General features: G+C 66.6%; 15 protein-coding genes. 10 read left to right on the plus strand and 5 right to left on the minus strand.

The features are described 5' to 3' along the window. Positions 1-2 precede the first annotated feature (2 nt). Together A4F85_RS26235 and A4F85_RS26240 are read right to left on the minus strand one after the other, a co-directional pair. Positions 3-3,842, minus strand: a complete 3,840-nt coding sequence (locus A4F85_RS26235) for a tetratricopeptide repeat protein (protein ID WP_063328256.1) — start codon at positions 3,840-3,842, stop codon at positions 3-5. Further along, on the minus strand, positions 3,808-6,636 hold the full coding sequence (locus tag A4F85_RS26240; RefSeq protein WP_063328257.1) for a bifunctional glycoside hydrolase 114/ polysaccharide deacetylase family protein: 2,829 nt from the start codon (positions 6,634-6,636) through the stop codon (positions 3,808-3,810). Before A4F85_RS26240 ends, A4F85_RS26235 begins: the two co-directional genes overlap by 35 nt. 235 nt (positions 6,637-6,871) lie before the next feature. Here A4F85_RS26240 and galE point away from each other — a divergent pair, with 235 nt between their 5' ends. The 10 genes from galE to tatC all read left to right on the plus strand — a co-directional run bounded on the left by galE (position 6,872) and on the right by tatC (position 13,582). Beyond that, positions 6,872-7,882 carry a UDP-glucose 4-epimerase GalE gene (gene galE, locus A4F85_RS26245; protein WP_063328258.1) on the plus strand — a complete coding sequence of 337 codons (1,011 nt, stop codon included), beginning with the start codon at positions 6,872-6,874 and terminating at the stop codon, positions 7,880-7,882. 76 nt (positions 7,883-7,958) lie between these two features. Beyond that, positions 7,959-8,759: an imidazole glycerol phosphate synthase subunit HisF gene (hisF, locus tag A4F85_RS26250; protein WP_013800786.1), complete on the plus strand. Its 801-nt coding sequence runs from the start codon at positions 7,959-7,961 to the stop codon at positions 8,757-8,759. Between the two features lie 244 nt (positions 8,760-9,003). Beyond that, positions 9,004-9,402, plus strand: coding sequence for a phosphoribosyl-AMP cyclohydrolase (gene hisI / locus A4F85_RS26255; protein ID WP_013800785.1), 399 nt, complete (start codon positions 9,004-9,006; stop codon positions 9,400-9,402). Further along, complete coding sequence (locus A4F85_RS26260) at positions 9,399-9,812, plus strand: phosphoribosyl-ATP diphosphatase (RefSeq protein WP_016450992.1); 414 nt, start codon at positions 9,399-9,401, stop codon at positions 9,810-9,812. The genes hisI and A4F85_RS26260 overlap by 4 nt, the downstream gene beginning before the upstream one ends. Next, positions 9,809-10,201 (plus strand): DUF4870 family protein, encoded by a 393-nt coding sequence (locus A4F85_RS26265; RefSeq protein WP_013800783.1) that lies wholly within the window; start codon positions 9,809-9,811, stop codon positions 10,199-10,201. Before A4F85_RS26260 ends, A4F85_RS26265 begins: the two co-directional genes overlap by 4 nt. Positions 10,202-10,220: 19 nt before the next feature. Further along, a complete protein-coding gene (locus tag A4F85_RS26270; protein ID WP_063328259.1) occupies positions 10,221-11,252 on the plus strand; it encodes a patatin-like phospholipase family protein in 1,032 nt (343 codons plus the stop codon). A 41-nt stretch (positions 11,253-11,293) separates the two neighbouring features. Next, positions 11,294-11,656, plus strand: a complete 363-nt coding sequence (locus A4F85_RS26275) for a histidine triad nucleotide-binding protein (RefSeq protein WP_063328260.1) — start codon at positions 11,294-11,296, stop codon at positions 11,654-11,656. Positions 11,657-11,848: 192 nt separating this feature from the next. Continuing rightward, on the plus strand, positions 11,849-12,088 hold the full coding sequence (gene tatA / locus A4F85_RS26280) for a Sec-independent protein translocase subunit TatA (protein ID WP_013800780.1): 240 nt from the start codon (positions 11,849-11,851) through the stop codon (positions 12,086-12,088). A 21-nt stretch (positions 12,089-12,109) separates the two neighbouring features. After that, positions 12,110-12,607 (plus strand): Sec-independent protein translocase protein TatB, encoded by a 498-nt coding sequence (tatB, locus tag A4F85_RS26285; RefSeq protein ID WP_016450990.1) that lies wholly within the window; start codon positions 12,110-12,112, stop codon positions 12,605-12,607. Between the two features lie 150 nt (positions 12,608-12,757). After that, positions 12,758-13,582 carry a twin-arginine translocase subunit TatC gene (gene tatC / locus A4F85_RS26290; RefSeq protein WP_063328261.1) on the plus strand — a complete coding sequence of 275 codons (825 nt, stop codon included), beginning with the start codon at positions 12,758-12,760 and terminating at the stop codon, positions 13,580-13,582. Between the two features lie 218 nt (positions 13,583-13,800). Here tatC and A4F85_RS26295 read toward each other — a convergent pair whose 3' ends face one another. The 3 genes from A4F85_RS26295 to A4F85_RS26305 all read right to left on the minus strand — a co-directional run bounded on the left by A4F85_RS26295 (position 13,801) and on the right by A4F85_RS26305 (position 21,059). Beyond that, positions 13,801-15,276, minus strand: coding sequence for a glutamate synthase subunit beta (locus A4F85_RS26295; protein ID WP_063328262.1), 1,476 nt, complete (start codon positions 15,274-15,276; stop codon positions 13,801-13,803). Positions 15,277-15,429: 153 nt separating this feature from the next. Beyond that, on the minus strand, positions 15,430-20,160 hold the full coding sequence (locus A4F85_RS26300; protein WP_013800777.1) for a glutamate synthase-related protein: 4,731 nt from the start codon (positions 20,158-20,160) through the stop codon (positions 15,430-15,432). A gap of 188 nt (positions 20,161-20,348) precedes the next feature. Continuing rightward, a complete protein-coding gene (locus A4F85_RS26305) occupies positions 20,349-21,059 on the minus strand; it encodes a transposase (protein WP_043822249.1) in 711 nt (236 codons plus the stop codon). Between the last annotated feature and the right edge of the window lie 42 nt (positions 21,060-21,101).

Here is a 21,101-nt window from a genome sequence, read left to right on the forward strand (position 1 = left end):
GATCAGTAGTGGAGGCGGTAGGTCAGCAACAGCTCGCGGGTATTGCCCACGGTGTTGATGCCCGACTTGGACAGATTCAGGCCCAGCGCGAGGTGGTCCGCGCCGAACAGGCTGGTGGCCAGGCCCATGCCCAGCTCGTAGCCCGCGCCGTTGACGCTGTGGTGCGTCAGGGCCAGGCTGGCGTAGGGCCGCAGCGCGCGCGTGTACTGCTGCTCGTAGCCCGTGTTGAACATCATCTGCAGGCCCGAGAAGCGGAAACTGCGCGGCAGCAGATAGTCGATGGTGGGATCGTTGAACGGCGGCAGGTAACCCAGGATGGCCGCATCCCGGCCCTGCAGCAGCGCCGGGTCGTTGCGGCTGTAGCGGTGCCAGGAGGTGAAGGCGCCGAACTGCAGGGTGGGCGCCTCGCTGCGGTAGGTGTGCAGGTATTGCAGCGTCGCATGGTTGCCGGAGCCCACGCGTGCGCCGCTTTGCACGCGGTAGCGCTCCGATGCCAGCTCCAGCGTGATCTGGTCCAGGCGCGAGAGCTGGTAGCTGCTGCCCAGCGACACGCGGTCCTTCATGCCGCCCATGCGCATGGCCAGCGTTTCCTGCGTGGCCAGGTGCCGGCCCAGTGATGCCTGCAGGCTCCAGCGGCTGTCCACGTTGTAGGTCTGCGTGAACTGCATGGGCGTGTAGCCCTCCAGGCTTTCGCGCCGGCCCAGCATGAATTCGCTGGAGGCCGACTGCGTCTTGCGCGTCAGGCGCAGGCCGATGCCCCGCTCCTGCGAGGGGCCGCGCACCAGGGTGTTTTTGTTGACCGTGCGGCGCACGTCCTCGGCATCCAGGTCCAGCGCCCAGCGGGGGTTCAGGCCCACATGCCAGCGCAGCCGGGAGATCTGCTCGTCGATGGCGTCCATGCGGCGGTTGCGCAGTTGCAGGCCGCCGTAGTCGCTGAAGGCCAGCAGCTGCTCGGTCAGCGCCAGGTGCAGGGGATCGTCGTCGGGCTGGTCGACCATGTTCTCGAAGGCAGCCGTCTGCGCCAGCCGCACATCGCCGACCATGGCTGCCGCGTTGATGCGGTCATAGCGGGGCAGCGCCTCGTCATGGCGCTGCAGCAACTGCCCGGCCTGGGCCACATCCTTTTCCGCCAGGGCCACCGTGATCTCGGCCCACAGCGGCGAGCTGGTGCTCTTGCTGCGGCTGCGTGCGTACTGCTGCCACAGGTAACCACGCTCGGCCTGGTACTCGCCGCGCTCCTGCAGCCAGGCAATGGCCAGCTCGGCCGCAGCGGCGGAATGCTCGCGGCGCCCGCCTTCCAGGTCCATGCGCAGCAGCTCGCGCATCAGGGCGAATTCGGCATCGCCCTGGGTATGAAAGAGCATGAGCCGGCTGCGGGCCTGGCGCTGAACCTCGTCCAACCCCTCGGCCGTCAGCCATTTGCGGGCGGCCAGGGCCGCTGCGCCGTCCTGGGCGCGTGCCCGCACCTTCTCGCGCGTCCACAGCTGCTGCCTCAGGCTCCAGGCCCGATCGGCCTGCTGGTTCTGCTCCAGCGCGTCGGCGTACTGCATCATCCACAGGAAGTCGTCGGCATGCTCGGCGCGGTGCGGCTTCAGATAGCGTTCCAGCGCAACGGCCGGGCGCGACAGCGTCATGTAGGCCGCCGCCAGGGCGCCGTGCATGTCGGCATCGCGCGCCCAGACAGGCTCGGCCGCCGCCAGCAGCAGCTTGAGGGCCGCCGCGTTCTGCGTATCGATCAGCAGCCACATCAGGCCCTGGCGCAGCGGCGTGGAGCCTGGGTCCAGCGCCAGGCCCTTCTCGAAGGCCTCCATGGCCTTTTTCGATTGCGCCGTGCGCTGGTAGTAGGCGCCCAGTATCTGGAAGAAGGTGGGCTGGCCCTGCAGGCGCTTGACCAGGGCCGGGTCGGCCAAGATGCGTTCGACCTGGCTGCCGATCTGGGTCCAGTCCTCCAGATCCTCCAGCAGGTAGAAGGCCTGCGTCAGATGGCGCACGTCATGGAACTGCTCCCAGGCGTGCAGGGACATCCGGGCCGCCTCGCGCCGGTCGGCGCGCTGCAGCAGGCGTATCACCTCGTCGTAGTCGCTGATGCCGGCGTGCGGCGTCTGCAGCAGGCGGCGGTAGGCCTTCAGCGTCAGTGCTTCCTGGCGCTGGTCCTGGGCCAGGTCGCCCAGCAGGCGCCAGTACTCGCCCTCGTCCTGCATGCCGGCGGGAATGCGCGTCTGCGCATCCTCCAGCCAGCGCAGGCCCAGCGCCGGCTCGCCCTGCAGCAGCGCGAGCACGGCGGCGGGCATGGCATGGGCCGGCGTGCGCTGCTCGGGATCGCTGAGCACGCGTTTCCATGCCTGCAGCGCCAGCGGCGAACGGCCTGCGCGCTCGGCCAGCTGGGCCAGCAGAATCTGCGACTGCGGCGTGCTGCCGTGCTTTTGCAGATAGTCGATGGCCTCGCCGGGCTCGGCCTGGCGCTCGTAGGCCTGGACCAGCGCCTGCTGCAGCGCGGCATCCTGGGGACGGCGGCTCAACTGGTGGCGCAGGCCGGCAATCAGGGCGCGGTCGTCGAACAGGCCCGGCGCCAGGCGCATCACCGTCTTCCAGGCATCCTCGCGCCCCGTGTTCTGCGCAATGACCAGCCAACTGTCCAGGGCCTGCTGCTGCTGTCCCATCCATTCGGACACCTGGGCCAGGCGTTCGCGCCAGGCCATGTCCTGCGGCGCCTGGCGCACGGCAGCCGTGGCCACGCGCCAGGCATCTTCCAGGTTGCGGTTTTCGAGGAACACCTCGTAGCCCAGCAGGTAGGTCTTGTCGTCAAAGGGCAGGCCCGGCGGCGGCTTGCGCACGGGATCGGCCGTGCGCAGCATGCGCCAGCCCGGCGCGGTCCAGGCCACGGGCTGCAGCGCCCAGGCGCCGTCGTCGGCAGCCGGGTCCGGACCGGCGCCCGAAGCCCCGGCCACCTGCGTCTGCCATTGCTGCAGCAGCGACAGCTGCAGCAGCCGCTTGGCATAGCGCTCGGCCTCGGCCCGGTTGCCGGCCGCGCGCGCCAGGCCGATGAGCTTTCGCAGCGTCTCGGGGTCGCTGCCCAGCAGCTCTTCCTGCTGGCGCGCCAGCGCCAGCGCTTCGTTGGCACGGTTGCCGGACTGCAGCACCTGCAGGGCCTGCCAGAGGTAAGCGCGCGACTGCTGGACGTCCTCGGTCGTGGCGCTGGCCTGGCGCAGCAGCCGGGCCGATTCCTCGTACAGGGACATGCCCAGCGCCTGCCGCGCTGCGGATTCATAGACCTGCGCCTTGCGCGCGGGATCGGCCTGGCGGCCTGCCACGTCGTCGTAGATGCCCAGGGCCAGCGGTGCGTCCTTGAGCACCAGCGCCGACGAGGCCAGGTACAGCGCCTGCTCCTGGGTCAGCCCCTGCAGCGGCACGTCCTTCAACGCCTGCATCACCTGCGGCGCCAGCGCCTCGGCCTGGCCGCCCGCGCGGTGGTCCTGCTTTTGCGCCTCCAGATAGCCCTGGTAGGCGGCCTGCCAGTGGTCCCAGGCCTGGACGGCTGCGCTGGGCAGTGCCTGCTTGGCCGCCTCTTCCCGCGCCAGCTTGATGGCCTGCAGGCGCTCTTCCTTGGCCTTGAGCAGGGCGCGCAGGTTCTCGTTACCGGGATCGCTCTTGAGCAGGTTGCTCAGGTAGTTGTAGGACAGCTCGGAGTCATCTCCGGTGACGGAGAGCCGGCGCTCCAGATCCTGCTTGGGAAACAGCATCCACAGGGCGCCACCGATCAGTACCGCCAGCAGCGCGATCAGCCAGAAGGGAACCGTGATGGGGCGCTCAGAGCCCCCGGCATTGCGCTTGGAGTTCGACACTGTTTTGGGTACTTCTGAAGGAACGGAGGTTGGCGTTGCCAGTATCGGCACCCACCACGGCAAGGAGGGGCGTGGCGGCGTTCGCAGAACTCAGCGAACAGCCGGCAGGCAGGTACATGCGCAGCTCCAGCGGCACATGGCCCTGCAGGGCGAAGCGCACGCCGCCGTCGGCCTGGGGCTGCCATTGCGTGAGCCGGGCATTGGCATCCACCAGATAGGGGCGCGCCGCGTGGGCGGCCGCGCCTGCGGCGTCCTGTTGCGTCTGTTGCACCAGGTATCCGGCGCTGCCGGCCAGATGCAGGTAGCTGCCGTCTGCCCCCTTGGCATAGCCGGCAATGCCGCTGCTGGCAGCCATGGAAGGCAGGGCCATGCCGGGCGGCATGCGCAGCGTGCGCAGCTGGCCCGGACCCCGCAGGCGCCAGCCCTGCGCGTCGCGGCCGATGGCGAATTCGTAGAAATCCTGCACCTTGCGGATGTACTCGGAGCTGTAGACCGGGTTCAGCCGCTGCGCCAGCGCCCACTGGTAGATCCTGTGCAACGCCTTGATGCTGGCCTGCTTGCTGGCGGAGTAGGAGTGGTAGTAGATGTCCACGGCCTTCAAGCGCCGGGGAGCCTCGGTCATCTCGAAGGTCTCGATGACGCGCTCGAAGCCGTAGAACGGCCCGTGCCAGAGGTTGGTGTAGATGTTCTCGTTGGTGACGGGCGCATAGATCTGCAGGTGGCCGCCCTTGCGCAGACCCCAGCTGCGCACCTCGGTCAGCGAAGGATTGCTGCGCGTGATGGCCGTGTCGCCACCATTCATGTTGAGCAGGCCGGCGGCATCGGAGATGGCCAGGGCCTCGGCGCTGGGCGCCGTGTTGCCGGTCCACAGGAACACGTCCACCGGCTTGCCGGGCGGCGCCAGGCGCTTGCGGATGTAGTCGACCGAGCCATTGATCTCCCGGTTCATGTCCATCTGGTAGCCGGGGATGTGGAGGTTGAGGTTCACCTCCTTGCTGTCATCCCCGTCGGGCGCTGCCCCGGGCTCCCAGAAGAAGGGGTGCGAGTAGGAATGGCTGGCAATCTCGACATGGGGCATGGCGAAGATGCGCTTGGCAATGCCCTCCAGCTGCTCGGCCCACTGCGGATACAGGCCCTGCGGCGAGACCTCGGCCTCGATGACCGAGATGGTGTGCGGGATCTTGTAGCGCTCCAGAATCTCGCGGCGCAGCACTTCGCCCGCGAAGGGCGTTCCCGGCAGCTCGGCCTTGGAGGGAAAGCCGTCGCCATCCACATGGGCCAGCAACAGGCGGCGGCCGTTCTCCGTGGAGACATCGGGCGCGGGGAAATCCTTCAGGCGCAGCGCCTCGCGCAGCAGCGCGAACGGATCGATCACCCAGCGCGACTGGTCGGTGCCCGGCATGCCCACCACCACATAGGGCATGAGTGCAAAGCCGCCCCAGGGCGTGATGGCGGCAGAGACGAAGCGGCGCCCCCGCTTGTCGTCGAAGGACAGCAGCTCGCGGCTGCCCTTGGCCATCTGCGGCGTGAACTCCCAGCCTTCGTAGTCGTGCGCGGGCTCGGCCGGCGGTATCTCGAACCCCATGAGCGGCGCCTGCTCGGCGCGCCGCAGCGGGAACACGGGTGCCGCTTCCGTGCTGCGCGTGCCCAGGGCGGCCGACATGGTGCGGTCCTGGGACAGGCCCAGCGTATTGAGCACCAGCAGCGGCATGCCCTGCTGCACCTGATTCGCCAGCCACTGCCGCACGCTTTTGGCCCGCATCTCGGGCACCGCGCCGCCGAACCAGCTCACCACGCCGGCATAGCGGTCGCGCGCCACGCCTTCGGGCAGGGGCTCGCGCACATCGGCGTAGTCGGCAACGTAGCCCATGTAGTTGATGGGCATTTCCAGGAAGCGGTGCGCCGATGCGCCGTTGATGGACGGATAGTCGGCACCGTTGTAGAGAATCAACACCCTGCGCGCCACCGCCTCCACCTGGCCTATGCCCAGGGTCTGCAGCCCGGCATCGGAAACCCACGGAATGATGCCCAGCTGCGCAATGCGGCGGGCCGTCTCGCGCGTGGCGTCGCGGTCGTGCGGGGCCACGTAGTCGATGGACATCACCGGCAGGCGGTCACGCTCACGGATGGTCTGCAGTTGCTGCAGCAGCCATTCGCGGTCTTTCTCGGGCACGTTCACATAGCGCTTGAGGCTGGCATCCCAGCCCCGCAACAGCGACTCCGCCGCCACCATCTGTACCTTGTCCCTCACACGCGGCACGATCTCGAAACCCCGGTTCAGGATCAGGCGGATGCCGGGATAGCGCTGGTGCAGCGTCTCGATGACGCGCACCAGGCCGTCCTGCTGGGCCTTTTCGTCGAAATTCGCGGCCAGGCGGTAGGAGTCCAGCGTGTCCAGGAAGAAGCCCCGAAAACCCTGCTTCCACAGCGGTGCGATCACCTCGTCGGCGAAGAAGGCGGGCCACTGCGCGGGCGTCTGGTCCAGGACGATGGACTGCCAGGCGCCGTTGCGCGCCATCTTCCAGGCCTCGGGAATCTTGCTGAAGTAGGCGCGCGCGGGCAGCACCTCGGCCACGGAGGCATATGCGTAGAGTTCGCTGCCCGGAGCCTGCTTGCGGAATTGAACGGGGTCGTAGCCGTGGCCCGGCTCCACGACAGCGATGTCGTAGAGGCTCAGTTCACTGAGCGAGGCCTTGTTCCCGTAATAGACGGCAACCGCAGGCTCGGCGGCCTGCACCGCCCAGCCGCACAGCATCCCCCAGCAAAACAGGCAGGTTCGCAGGAAAGCGTTCACGGCCTTCTCCTCGGGGTGTGGCCACGCACGGTCAATTCATAGTTTTTGTACATCAAATTTCTAGTCGATTTGATAAAAGCTATCGTCAGTCCGACGAAATGCGGGCGCGAGCATACCGGTTTTTGTCTGCAAACGTGTCTTCTCCCTACTTTTGTGCTCGTCGCCCTTGAAGCCTGGGGGAAGCTGGGTTATGGCGATACTAGGCAGGCAGAAAAATCACCAATGAAAGGTATTCATGATTCTGGTCACAGGCGGCGCCGGCTTCATCGGCTCGCATACCTGCGTGGAACTCGCCGCTGCGGGCGAGCCCTACCTGATCTACGACAACTTCAGCAACAGCAGCCCCGATGTGCTCGAACGCATGGAACGCATCACGGGCCGGCGCCCGCTGTGCGTCGAGGGCGACGTGCGCGACCGCGCCGCGCTGGAGCGGCTGTTTGCCGAGCACTCCATCCGCGAGGTGATCCACTTCGCCGCGCTCAAGGCCGTGGGCGAGTCCGTGGCCCAGCCGCTGCGCTACTACGAACACAACGTGGGCGGCACGGTCGCCCTGCTGCAGGCCATGCGGACGGCAAGCGTGCGCAGCTTGGTGTTCTCCTCCTCGGCCACGGTCTACGGCGATCCGGCCAGCCTGCCGATCCGCGAAGACTTTCCGCTGTCCGCCACCAACCCCTACGGCCGCAGCAAGCTGTGGATCGAGGAAATGCTGGCCGACCTGGACCGCGCCGAGCCCGGCCAGTGGAGCCTGGCACGGCTGCGCTACTTCAACCCCGTGGGCGCCCATGAAAGCGGCCTGATCGGCGAGGACCCGCGCGACATCCCCAACAACCTCATGCCCTATGTGTCGCAGGTCGCCATCGGCCAGCGCCAGCAGCTCAGTGTCTATGGCGATGACTATGCGACGCCGGACGGCACGGGCGTGCGCGACTACATCCACGTCACCGACCTGGCGCGCGGCCACCTGGCGGCGCTGCGCTATCTGCGCGAGCAACAGGGCCTGCTGACCGTGAACCTGGGCACGGGGCGCCCGGTCTCGGTGCTGGAGATGGTCAAGGCCTTCGAGCGCGCCAGCGGCCGCCCCGTGCCCTACCAGATCGTGGCGCGCCGCCCCGGCGACGTGGCCCAGTGCTGGGCCAACCCCACCGAGGCCGAGCGCCTGCTGGGCTGGAAGGCTGCGCTGGATATCGATCGCATGTGCGAGGACGCATGGCGTTGGCAAAGCCAGGCCGCAGGCCTCAAGCGCTGAACCCCGCAGCGCCTGCGGGCGCCGAGGGCGTGGTATCTTTTCGCCCTTGTTTCACGCCCTAGCCACGAGTCTGCCCATGCTTGCCAAACGCATCATCCCCTGTCTTGACGTCACGGGAGGGCGCGTCGTCAAAGGCGTGAACTTCGTGGAACTGCGCGATGCGGGCGACCCGGTGGAGATCGCCGCGCGCTACAACGCCCAGGGCGCGGACGAGCTGACCTTCCTGGACATCACGGCCACCAGCGACGGGCGCGACCTGATCCTGCCCATCATCGAATCCGTGGCCAGCCAGGTCTTCATTCCCCTGACCGTGGGCGGCGGTGTGCGCACCGTCGAGGACGTGCGCCGCCTGCTCAACGCGGGCGCCGACAAGACCAGCTTCAACTCGGCCGCCATCGCCAATCCCGATGTGATCAATGCGGCCTCGGACAAGTACGGCGCGCAATGCATCGTCGTGGCCATCGATGCCAAGCGGCGCACCGCCGAGGACGAGCAGCGCATCGGCGCCGATGGCCGCGCTGCCGGCCCCGGCTGGGACGTGTACAGCCACGGCGGACGCAAGAACACCGGCCTGGACGCCGTGCAGTGGGCCGCCGAAATGGCGCGCCGCGGCGCGGGCGAGATCCTGCTGACCAGCATGGACCGCGACGGCACCAAGTCCGGGTTCGACCTGAAGCTCACGCGCGCCGTCAGCGACGCCGTGCCCGTGCCCGTGATCGCCTCGGGCGGCGTGGGCTCGCTGGACGACCTGGCCGATGGCGTGACCCTGGGCGGCGCCGACGCCGTGCTGGCCGCCAGCATCTTCCACTACGGTGAATTCACCGTGGGCCAGGCCAAGCAGCGCATGGCCGAGCGCGGCGTGCCCGTGCGCCTCTGATACGGCGCGTCGGCGGACTCCTTCATTTCAGTTTTCCATGGCGCTCGCGCCGCCCACAACCCATGAAACCGGCGCGGCCCAAGGGACCAGGGACAGCGAGCAAGGGCCGCCCCGCAGCAAGGCTGTCGTCTCCCTCCCGCGCAGCGAGAGAGGGGGAAGGCGCGAAGCGACTCAGGGGGTGTATTTTCAATCCAGGCAATTCCTGACAATCCTGTCACAGGGATGCCCACCCAGGATATTCACAATGCAGGCAATGAACTGGCTAGATCAAGTCAAATGGGATGCGCAGGGCCTGGTGCCCGTGATCGCGCAGGAAAAGGACACGGGCGACGTGATGATGTTCGCCTGGATGAACCGCGAGGCCCTGGCCAAGACGGCCGAGCTCGGCCGCGCCGTCTACTTCAGCCGCTCGCGCAACAAGCTGTGGTTCAAGGGCGAGGAATCGGGCCACGTGCAGACCGTGCACGAGGTGCGCATCGACTGCGACAACGACGTGGTCCTGCTCAAGATCACCCAGACCGGCCACGAGCCCGGCATTGCCTGCCACACGGGGCGCCACAGCTGTTTTTACAGCGTGCTGCAGAACGGCCAGTGGCAGGCCGTCGATCCGGTCTTGAAAGACCCCGAATCGATCTACAAATGAATTCCACGACCATGAACGACACCGCAAGCACTTCCTCGCTGGACGCCCTGGCGCGCCTGGCCGCCGTCATCGAAAGCCGCAAGCCCGCCAACGGCGGCGACCCCGACAAGAGCTACGTCGCCCGCCTGCTGCACAAGGGCCCGGATGCCTTTCTGAAGAAGATCGGCGAAGAGGCCACCGAAGTGGTCATGGCCGCCAAGGACGCAGACCATGGCGGAGACGCCGGCAAAATCCTCTACGAAGTGGCCGATCTGTGGTTCCATAGCATGATCGCCCTGGCCCACTATGGCCTGACGCCCGCCCAGGTCGTTGCCGAACTGGAACGCCGCGAAGGCACCAGCGGCATCGAGGAAAAGGCGCTGCGCAAGGCCCAGGAACGTGATGTGAACGAGAAAGGACCGCTGCCATGAATGACGATTACATCGAAGTCCGTGCCCTGGACCAGTCCCGCATCGAAGGCCTCAAGGCCTGGGGCTGGGTCAGCTACCTGCTGCACCTGGTGGTGGCCGTGGCCGCCGTCGTGCCGGGCGCACAGCCCAGCATTGCGCTGCTGGTGATCGCCCTGATCATCGATCTGGTCAAGCGCGGCGACGCCGAAGGCAGTTGGATGGCCAACCACTTCTCGTGGCGCATCCGCAGCGTGATCTGGGCCGGCATCCTGTACCTGGTCACGGCGCCGCTGTGGCTGCTGTTCTTCGTGCCCGGCTGGATCGCCTGGACCGTCATCTCCATCTGGTTCCTCTACCGCATCGTGCGCGGCATGGTCGCCATGAACCGCAACCAGGCCGTGGACCGCTGAAGGTCCCGGGCACACCGCCATGACTCCGACCCCGACCTGCAAGATCAACCTCGCCCTGCAGGGCGGGGGCTCGCACGGCGCCCTGACCTGGGGCGTGCTCGATGCGCTGCTGGAAGACGGCAGCTTTGTCTTCGACGGCATCAGCGGCACCAGCGCCGGTGCCATGAATGCAGTGGCACTGGCCCAGGGCTTTGCCAAGGCTGCACGCCAGGAAAGCGATCCGGCGGCCGCCCAGGCGCTGGGAGCCGAGCTGGCCCGCGCCACGCTGACCGAACTGTGGGAAGGCGTGGGCACCATGGGCAGCCTGATGTGGGGCGCGCCCCTGCCGGGCAGCCCCTTCATGGGCGTGCTCAACCAGTTCTTCTCGCCCTACCAGACCAACCCGCTGGACATCAACCCGCTGCGCAAGCTGCTCGAACGGGTCGTGGATTTCGAGGCGCTGACGCATCCGCCCGTGGAAGGCGTGGTGCCCAAGGTCTTTGTCTGCGCCACCAATGTGCGCACAGGCCGGGGAAGCATCTTTTCGGGCAGAAAACTCAGTGCCGACGCGGTCATGGCCTCGGCCTGCCTGCCCCAGCTGTTCAAGGCCGTGGAAATCGATGGCGAGCCCTACTGGGATGGCGGCTTTTCGGGCAACCCGGCGCTGTACCCGCTGATCTACGGCACGGCGTCCAGCGACATCCTGCTGGTGCAGATCAACCCCATCGAGCACACCGATCTGCCCAACACGGCGGCCGACATCATGGACCGCATGAACGAGGTCACCTTCAACGCCGGCCTGCTGGCCGAGCTGCGCGCCATCGAGTTCGTCAAGCGCCTGCTCGAGCAGGGCAAGCTGGACCCGGCACGCTACAAAAAGGTGCTGCTGCACCGCGTGGACGGCGGCTCCGTGCTCAAGGGCTATGGCGCCTCGACCAAGACGCGCTCCGACATGCGCTTCGTGCGCGAGCTGTTCGAGCTCGGACGCGAGCAGGGCCAGCAGTGGCTCCAGCAGCACCGCAGCGACATCGGCGTGCGCCAGACGCTGCGCATCAACGACAATCCGGCCTGATTTCCAACCTACCGCCAGCCTCCCAGGATTCCTGTAGCGCCATGCACGACCACGACCCGAACTGCCTGTTTTGCCGCATCATCAAAGGCGAGATCCCTTCCCGCAAGGTCTATGAGGACGAAGACGTCTTCGCCTTCCACGACATCCATCCCGGCGCGCCCATCCACTTCCTGATGGTGCCCAAGAAGCACATCCCCTCCATGGCCCAGGTCCAGGCCGAGGACGCCCCGCTGCTGGGCCGCCTGATGGCGCTGGCGCCCCGGCTGGCTGCCGAGCAAGGCTGCAACCCGTATCCCGACGGCGGCTTTCGCCTGGTGGTCAACACCGGCACCGAAGGCGGCCAGGAAGTCCACCACCTGCATATCCACGTCATGGGCGGCCCCCGCCCCTGGCTCAAGGGCTGAAACTCAAGGGCTGAAAACGCCGCAGCGGCCATGCTGCCTGCGGCAGACGGCTGACGCCCGGCACAAGGTGGCCCGTCTCTTGCTTGAGGCACCCCTGTTTCTTGCGTCGGCCAAACGGCTTTTGTGGGGCCTTGCGAACTGCCGCCATGGCCCGGCGTCTAAAATGACCTGCAATTCTTAGGAGAGATTCTCATGGGCTCGTTTTCCATCTGGCATTGGCTGATCGTCCTGGCCATCGTGGTTCTGGTGTTCGGCACCAAGAAGCTGAAGAACATCGGTTCCGACCTCGGCGGCGCCGTCAAGGGCTTCAAGGACGGCGTGAAGGACGGTTCGACCTCCACCGACACTCCCGCAGCCGCTCCCGGCCAGGTCGCCGGCCAGACGGCTGCCGACAAGACCACCATCGACGTCGAAGCCAAGCAAAAGAGCTGATGGCCCGCACGCCAAGCTTCCATGTTTGATATTGGCCTTTCCAAGATGGCGCTCATCGGTGCCGTGGCCCTCGTGGTCATCGGTCCCGAGAAGCTGCCGCGCGTGGCGCGTACCGTCGGCACCCTGCTGGGCAAGGCCCAGCGCTATGTCTCCGATGTGAAGGCCGAGGTCAACCGTTCGATGGAACTCGACGAGTTGCGCAAGATGAAGGACACCGTGGAGGGCGCGGCGCGAGACGTCGAGCAATCCATCCACACTTCGGCCGCCAACTTCGAGAAGGACTGGAACGAGTCCACGGCAGCGCTCAACGGCACGTCTTCCTCGTACGACTCCTCTTCCTACGGCTCCGACAGCGATACGTACAGCGCCGTGGCGCCGGCCTACCGCCACCCGGGCAAGAACTGGCGTCTCAAGCGTGCCGCCGTGCCCCAGTGGTACAAGGCCCGCGCCGGAGTGCGCACCAAGGCGCAGTCGGGCGCGGCGCGCGTGGCGCGCTTTCGCCCCCAGAAGTCCCGCTGAAGATGCCGGCGCGCCGCGGGCCACGAGGCAACCAGCCCAGCCTCTGCCACCCGGGCACCCGCCATTGCCGAATCCTGCCCGATCCGTCGGGCTTTCTGCTTTTCACCCCAGGTCCGTGGATGCCCTTGCGGCCCGCCGCGGTTTCGCACCATGTCCGACATTCCACCTAAAGACGACGAGCTGGCAGGCACCGAGCAGCCTTTCGTCCAGCACCTGATGGAGCTGCGCGACCGCCTGCTCTATTGCATCTACGGCATCGGTCTGGCGATCGCCGTGCTGGCCGTGTGGCCCGGCCCCAACGGGCTGATCGACTTCATCGCCCATCCGATCAAGGCCCACATGCCGCCCGATGCCAAGCTCATCGCGGTGGGCGTGTTCACGCCCTTCTTCGTGCCGCTCAAGGTGCTGATGATGGTGGGCGTGCTGGCCGTGCTGCCCTGGATCATGTACCAGATGTGGGCCTTCGTGGCGCCCGGCCTGTACAGCCATGAAAAGCGCTTCGCGCTGCCGCTGATCATCTTCGGCAGCCTGCTGGCCTATATCGGCATCGCCTTCGTGCAGTTCTTCGTGCTCGACAAGATGTTTGCCTTCATCCAGGGCTTCACCCCGGACAGCGTGGCGGCCACGCCGGACATCGCCTCCTATGTGGAGGCCATCCTGTCGCTGTACCTGGCCTTTGGCCTGGCCTTCCAGGTGCCCATCGTGGTCATGCTGCTGGTGCGCTTCGGCCTGGTGGACATCGCCAAGCTCAAGTCCTTCCGCGGCTATTTCATCGTGGTGGCCTTCATCATCGCCGCCGTGGTCACGCCGCCCGACGTGATCTCCCAGCTGGCCCTGGCCGTGCCCATGTGCATTCTTTACGAGATCGGCATCCTGGGCGCAGGCTGGTTCAGCCGCGTCTCCAAGGCGCCGGAAGAAGCAGCCGAGCCCGGCACCGCAGTGGACAAGCCCGCAGACGACAAGCCCGCGCAATAGTCCCCGCAGCACGAAAAGCAAAAAGCCCTTGGTTCATCACCAAGGGCTTTTTCTTTAGCCACCGTACTCTCTCATATCAGTCCGGAGCATTCGAAACTGGCGCACTTCAAACCCAGGGACAGCGAGCAAGGGCCGCCCCGCAGCAAGGCTGTCGTCCCCCTCCCTCGCGCAGCGAGTAGAGAGGGGGAAGGCGCGAAGCGACTCAGGGGGAGCCTACCTCAACGCGGCAGGTCGGACGTGCCCATGAGGAATTCGTCGATGGAGCGAGCGGCCTGGCGGCCTTCGCGGATGGCCCAGACCACCAGGGACTGGCCGCGGCGCACGTCGCCGGCGGCGAAGAGCTTGGGCACGCTGGTGGCGTAGCCGCCTGTGAAGTCGGTGGTGGCCTTGGCGTTGCCGCGGGTGTCCTTGTCCACGCCAAAGGCGTCGAGCACGGCCTGCACGGGGCTGACGAAGCCCATGGCCAGCAGCACCAGATCAGCCTTGAGCACCTGCTCGCTGCCGGGCACCTCGACCATCTTGCCGTCCTTCATTTCGATGCGCACGGTCTTGACGGCCGTGACCTGGCCCTTCTCGCCGATGAACTCCTTGGTGGCGATGGCGAACTCGCGCTCGCAGCCTTCCTCGTGGCTGGAGCTGGTGCGCAGCTTGATCGGCCAGTAGGGCCAGACCAGGGGCTTGTTCTCCTGCTCGGGCGGCATGGGCATCAGCTCGAACTGGGTCACGCTGACGGCGCCGTGACGGTTGCTGGTGCCCACGCAGTCGGAGCCGGTGTCGCCGCCACCGATGACGATGACATGCTTGCCATCGGCCCGCAGCTGGCCCTTGAGCTTGTCGCCGGCGTTGACCTTGTTTTGCTGCGGCAGGAACTCCATGGCGAAATGGATGCCCTTGAGTTCGCGCCCCGGCACGGGCAGGTCGCGCGACTGCTCGGCACCGCCTGTCAGCAGCACGGCGTCGAACTCGGCCATGAGCTGCTCGGGGCTGACGGTTTCCTTGGCCCAGTTGGTGACCTTGGAGTCTTCGCCCAGGCCGTCCTTGCCCGCCACCAGCACGCCGGTACGGATCTTGACGCCTTCGGCCACGAGCTGCTCGACGCGGCGGTCGATGTGCGACTTCTCCATCTTGAAGTCGGGAATGCCGTAGCGCAGCAGGCCGCCCACGCGGTCGTTCTTCTCGAACAGCGTGACATCGTGGCCGGCGCGCGCCAGTTGCTGCGATGCGGCCAGGCCTGCGGGGCCTGCGCCGACTACGGCCACCTTCTTGCCGGTCTTGCGGCTGCTGGGCAGCGGCTTGACCCAGCCTTCGGCCCAGGCACGGTCGATGATGGCGTGCTCGATGGACTTGATGCCCACGGCGTCGTCGTTGATGTTCAGGGTGCAGGCGGCCTCGCAGGGCGCGGGGCAGATGCGGCCCGTGAACTCGGGGAAGTTGTTGGTGCTGTGCAGCACGGCGCTGGCGCTCTTCCAGCCGCCGTGGAAGACCAGGTCGTTGAAGTCCGGAATGATGTTGTTGACCGGGCAGCCGCTGTTGCAGAACGGCGTGCCGCAGTCCATGCAGCGCGCGCCCTGGATCTTGGCCTGGCTGTCATCGAGGCCGATGACGAATTCCTTGTAGTGCTTCACGCGCTCGACGACGGGCGCGTAGCCCTCCTCGAGGCGTTCATATTCCATGAAGCCGGTGGTCTTTCCCATGATTCGTTGTCCTGATGTGTGGGGTGCAGGGATGGATGCGGGCCGCTGCCCGCATCCTTCGCTTCCTTTGACGACCTGCGCAAGAAGGAATCTGGCGGGCGGCCTGCCAAAAGGCACGGTGCCGGGTCTCATCCTGTTTGCGCAAGTCCTGCTTTATTTGGCGGCCACCGCCTCCTTGGCGTGTTCCTCGACCTCGGGCGTGGCGGGCTCTTCCATCACCTGGCGCTCGTACATCTCGGACAGGGCACGCTTGTACTCGCTGGGGAAGACCTTGACGAACTTGGAGCGGGCCGCCGCCCAGTTGTCCAGCAGGTCACGGGCACGCTTGGAGCCGGTCCAGCGGCTGTGCGCCTCGATCAGTGCGCGCAGCTGGCGTTCGTCGGTTTCGCGGCGGTGCCAGACGGCGGGCGAGACCTGGGCCAGGTGCTCGTCGTGGGGCAGCACCTGGTCCAGCGAGACGGACGCCTTGTTGCAGCGCTCGGCGAAACGGCCATCCTCGTCATACACATAGGCCACGCCGCCGCTCATGCCAGCCGCGAAGTTGCGGCCCGTCTTGCCCAGCACCACCACCGTGCCGCCGGTCATGTATTCGCAGCCGTGGTCGCCCACGCCCTCGACCACGGCCGTGGCGCCCGACAGGCGGACCGCGAAACGCTCGCCGGCCACGCCGCCGAAGAAGGCCTCGCCGCTGGTGGCACCGAACATCACGGTGTTGCCGACGATGGTGTTGGTCGTCGTGTCGCCCCGGAATTCATGGCTGGCATGCACCACCACGCGGCCGCCGGACAGGCCCTTGCCCGTGTAGTCGTTGGCATCGCCGCGCAGGTTCAGCGTGATGCCGTTGCACAGGAAGGCGCCGAAGGACTGGCCGCCGGTTCCCTCGAAGTGGATGCGGATGGTGTCATCCGGCAGGCCTTCGGGATGCACGCGCGTCACGGCACCGGAGAGCATGGCGCCCACGGAGCGGTTCACGTTGCGCGCCACTTCCATGATGCGCACGCGCTCGCCGTTCTCGATGGCGGGCTTGCAGCGCTCGATGAGCTTCACGTCCAGCGCCTTGTCCAGCAGGTGGTCCTGCTTTTCGACATGGAAGCGCGCCACGTCGGCGGGCACTTCGGGCTGGGCGAACAGGCGCGAGAAGTCCAGGCCCTGGGCCTTCCAGTGCTGCAGGCCCTTGCGGGTGTCCAGCAGGTCGGCACGGCCGATCAGGTCGTCGAACTTGGCCACGCCCAGCTGGGCCATGATCTGGCGCACTTCCTCGGCGATGAAGAAGAAGTAGTTCACCACATGCTCGGGCTTGCCCGAGAACTTGGCGCGCAGCACCGGGTCCTGCGTGGCCACGCCCACGGGGCAGGTGTTCAGGTGGCACTTGCGCATCATGATGCAGCCCTCGACGACCAGGGGCGCCGTGGCGAAGCCGAACTCGTCGGCTCCCAGCAGCGCGCCGATGACGACGTCGCGGCCGGTCTTCATCTGGCCGTCGGCCTGCACGCGGATGCGGCCGCGCAGGCGGTTGAGCACCAGGGTCTGCTGGGTCTCGGCCAGGCCGATTTCCCAGGGCGAGCCCGCATGCTTGATGGACGACCAGGGCGATGCGCCCGTGCCGCCGTCGTGCCCCGCGATCACCACGTGGTCGCTCTTGCACTTGGCCACGCCGGCCGCGATGGTGCCCACGCCCACTTCGGACACGAGCTTGACCGAGATATCGGCATGCGGCGCCACGTTCTTCAGGTCGTGGATCAGCTGGGCCAGATCCTCGATGGAGTAGATGTCGTGGTGGGGCGGGGGCGAGATCAGGCCGACGCCGGGCACGGAGTGGCGCAGCTTGCCGATGTAGTCGGACACCTTGCCGCCGGGCAGCTGGCCGCCTTCGCCGGGCTTGGCGCCCTGGGCCATCTTGATCTGCACCTGGTCCGAGGACGACAGGTATTCGGCCGTGACGCCGAAGCGGCCCGATGCCACCTGCTTGATCCTGGAGCGCAGCGAGTCGCCGTCCTGCAGCTCGATGTCGGCCTCGACCTTGTCGGCGCCGATGATGGAGCCCAGGGTCTCGCCCTTCTTGATCGGGATGCCCTTGAGCTCGTTGCGGTAGCGCTGGGGATCTTCCCCGCCTTCGCCGGTGTTGCTCTTGCCGCCGATGCGGTTCATGGCCACGGCCAGCGTGGCATGGGCCTCGGTGCTGATCGAGCCCAGGGACATGGCGCCCGTGGCAAAGCGCTTGACGATGTCCTTGGCCGATTCGACCTGGTCCAGCGCAATGGCCTTGGCCGGGTCGAACTTGAACTCGAACAGGCCGCGCAGCGTCATGTGGCGCTTGCTCTGGTCGTTGATCAGCTGGGCGTATTCCTTGTAAGTGCTCCAGTTGTTGGAGCGCGTGGAATGCTGCAGCTTGGCGATGGCGTCGGGCGACCACATGTGCTCTTCGCCACGGGCGCGCCAGGCGTATTCGCCGCCGGCGTCCAGCATGGTCTCCAGCACGGGATCGTCACCGAAGGCCGCGCGGTGGTTGCGGATGGTTTCCTCGGCGATCTCGAAGACACCGATGCCCTCGACGCGGCTGGCCGTGCCGGTGAAGTACTTGTCCACGGTGTCGCTGTTCAGGCCGATCACCTCGAACAGTTGGGCGCCGCAATAGGACATGTAGGTGGACACGCCCATCTTGGACATGATCTTGGACAGGCCCTTGCCGATGGCCTTGACGTAGTTGTAGATGGCCTTGTCGGCCGACAGGTCGCCGCCCAGCTCCTTGTGCATGTCGGCCAGGGTTTCCATGGCCAGGTAGGGATGCACGGCCTCGGCGCCGTAGCCCGCCAGCACGGCGAAGTGGTGCACTTCGCGCGCCGTGCCCGTTTCCACGACCAGGCCGGCCGTGGTGCGCAGGCCCTCGCGCACCAGGTGCTGATGGATGGCCGACAGCGCCAGCAGCGCGGGGATGGCCACCTGGGTGGCGCTCACATGGCGGTCGCTGATGATCAGGATGTTGGCACCGCCCTTGATGGCGTCCACGGCCTGCGCGCACAGCGATGCCAGCTTGGCTTCCACGCCCTGCTTGCCCCAGGACAGCGGGTAGGTGATGTCGATCGTTGCGCTCTTGAACTTGCCCTGCGTGTGGCGTTCGATGTCGCGCAGCTTGGCCATGTCGGCGAAGTCCAGCACGGGCTGGTGCACTTCGAGGCGCATGGGCGGGTTGACCTGGTTGATGTCCAGCAGGTTGGGCTTGGGTCCGATGAAGGACACCAGCGACATCACGATGGCTTCGCGGATGGGGTCGATCGGCGGGTTGGTCACCTGCGCGAACATCTGGCGGAAGTAGTTGTACAGCGGCTTGTTCTTGTCCGACAGCACGGCCAGCGGGCTGTCGTTGCCCATGGAGCCGATGCCTTCCTCGCCGTTCTTGGCCATGGGGGCCAGCAGGAACTTGATGTCTTCCTGCGTGAAGCCGAAGGCCTGCTGGCGCTCGAGCAGCGGCAGGCTGGCGGCCTCGGGGCCGGCATGGGTGTCACCGCCCACGCTGCCCAGCTTGATGCGCAGGTTCTCGATCCACTGCTTGTAGGGCTTGGTGTTGACGATGTTGGCCTTGAGCTCGTCGTCCTCGATCAGGCGGCCCTGCTCCAGGTCGATCAGCAGCATCTTGCCGGGCTGCAGGCGCCACTTGCGCACGATGGAGCTGTCGGGCACGGGCAGCACGCCGGCCTCGGAAGCCAGGATGACCAGGTCGTCATCGGTGATCACGTAGCGCGAGGGGCGCAGGCCGTTGCGGTCCAGCGTGGCGCCGATCTGGCGGCCGTCGGTGAACACGATGGAGGCCGGGCCGTCCCAGGGCTCCATCATGGCGGCGTGGTATTCATAGAAGGCGCGGCGGCGCTCGTCCATGGACTCGTGCTGCTCCCAGGGCTCGGGAATCATCATCATCACGGCCTGGCTGATGGGGTAGCCGGCCATGGTCAGCAGTTCCAGGCAGTTGTCGAACGTTGCCGTGTCGGACTGGCCAGCGAAGCTGATGGGATAGAGCTTCTTGAGGTCCTCGGCCAGCACGGGCGAGGCCATCACGCCTTCGCGCGCCAGCATCCAGTTGTAGTTGCCGCGCACGGTGTTGATTTCACCGTTGTGGGCCACGTAGCGGTAGGGGTGGGCCAGCGGCCACTCGGGGAAGGTGTTGGTCGAGAAGCGCTGGTGCACCAGGCCGATGGCCGAGACGCAGCGCTCGTCGGACAGGTCGTTGTAGTACACGCCCACCTGGTCGGCCAGCAGCAGGCCCTTGTAGACCACGGTGCGGCTGCTCATGCTGGGAACGTAGTATTCCTTGCTGTGCTTGAGCTTGAGGTTCTGGATGGCGGCGCTGGCCGTCTTGCGGATCACGTACAGCTTGCGCTCGAGCGCATCCTGCACGATCACGTCGGCGCCGCGGCCGATGAAGACCTGGCGCAGGATGGGCTCCTTTTCCTGGACCGTGGGCGACATGGGCATGTCGCGGTTCACGGGCACATCGCGCCAGCCCAGCAGGACCTGGCCTTCGGCCTTGATGGCGCGTTCCATCTCCTGCTCGCAGGCCAGGCGCGAGGCATGCTCCTTGGGCAGGAAGATCATGCCCACGCCGTACTCGCCCGCCGGCGGCAGGGCCACGCCCTGCTTTGCCATTTCTTCGCGGTAGAGCTGGTCGGGAATCTGGATCAGAATGCCCGCGCCATCGCCCATGAGCTTGTCGGCGCCCACGGCGCCGCGATGGTCGATGTTTTCGAGGATCTTGAGCGCGCCGGTGACGATGTCATGGCGCTTGACGCCCTTGATATGCGCAACAAAGCCGAGGCCGCAGGCGTCGTGCTCGTTGCTCTTGGAGTACAGACCGTGGTCTTGGAGATGCTTGATCTCGGCAGCCGTCGTCATGGCGGAATCCTCAAATTTTTCGCAGGGAACGCAAGATTAAGGCAAGGCATCACCTCATGCAATAAATTTATATAAGGGTCAGATCCCAATTAATTCCAGAACAAAAAAATCGGAAATTAATAAGGGACACATTTATTTCACAAAGGCCTGCAGTGAGGAATCAAGCACTTGCAGGCTATCAGTGGGTACTAACGCACTGTTGTGGTGCGCTCATTGGTCCGTCCGGGCGGACGACCGGCACGTTGGCGGGTCACACGGCGCTCGGTGCGCTGTTGTAAATCGGCAATGAATTGCTCATCGCCCAGCGCCCAGCCCCGCAGCGCCGACTGGCTGATGCGCTCGGCGTCGTCGGCGCCAACCCCCTCTTCCACGGCTTCCACATAGGCTGCATCCCGCGCAAACGGGGTGTTGCCCAGCTCCCAGAACACGGCATGCGGCTGGATCAGCGCGTCGCTGCGCAGGCCGGCGTTGTGCGCGTAGCTGGACCAGGGCCAGTCGGCCGGCCGCTGGACCAGGCCGGCGCGCACGGGGCTGTCGTCCATGAAGACCATGGTGGGCAGCAGCCAGCTGGGCTGCAGCACCGTGCCGCGATAGCGGCCTTCCCACAGCGTGCCGCTGCGGCCGTGTCGGTCGTTGAAGTAGCGCACATAGCGCCGGCCCACGGCCTGCATGAACTTGGGCAGGCCATCGCTGGTGCGGGGCGTGGCCAGCAGGTGGAACTGGCTGGGCAGCAGCACGTAGGCATGCACGGCCAGCTCGCAGCTGCGCGCCATCTCGCGCAGCAGCCCCAGCATGGTTTCCCGGTCCTGGGCATCGATGAAGATGTCCCCGCCGTTGTTGCCGAGCTGGATGATGTGGTGCGGCAGATCCGCAAGGGTGAGTCGGGGCAGGCGGGCCATGGTGCGAGTGCGGGGCGTGGATCGGCAATTATGGAGCGCCGC

The sequence above is a fragment of the Delftia sp. GW456-R20 genome, from assembly GCF_001622915.1.
GTDB classification, from domain to species: domain Bacteria; phylum Pseudomonadota; class Gammaproteobacteria; order Burkholderiales; family Burkholderiaceae_C; genus Comamonas; species Comamonas acidovorans.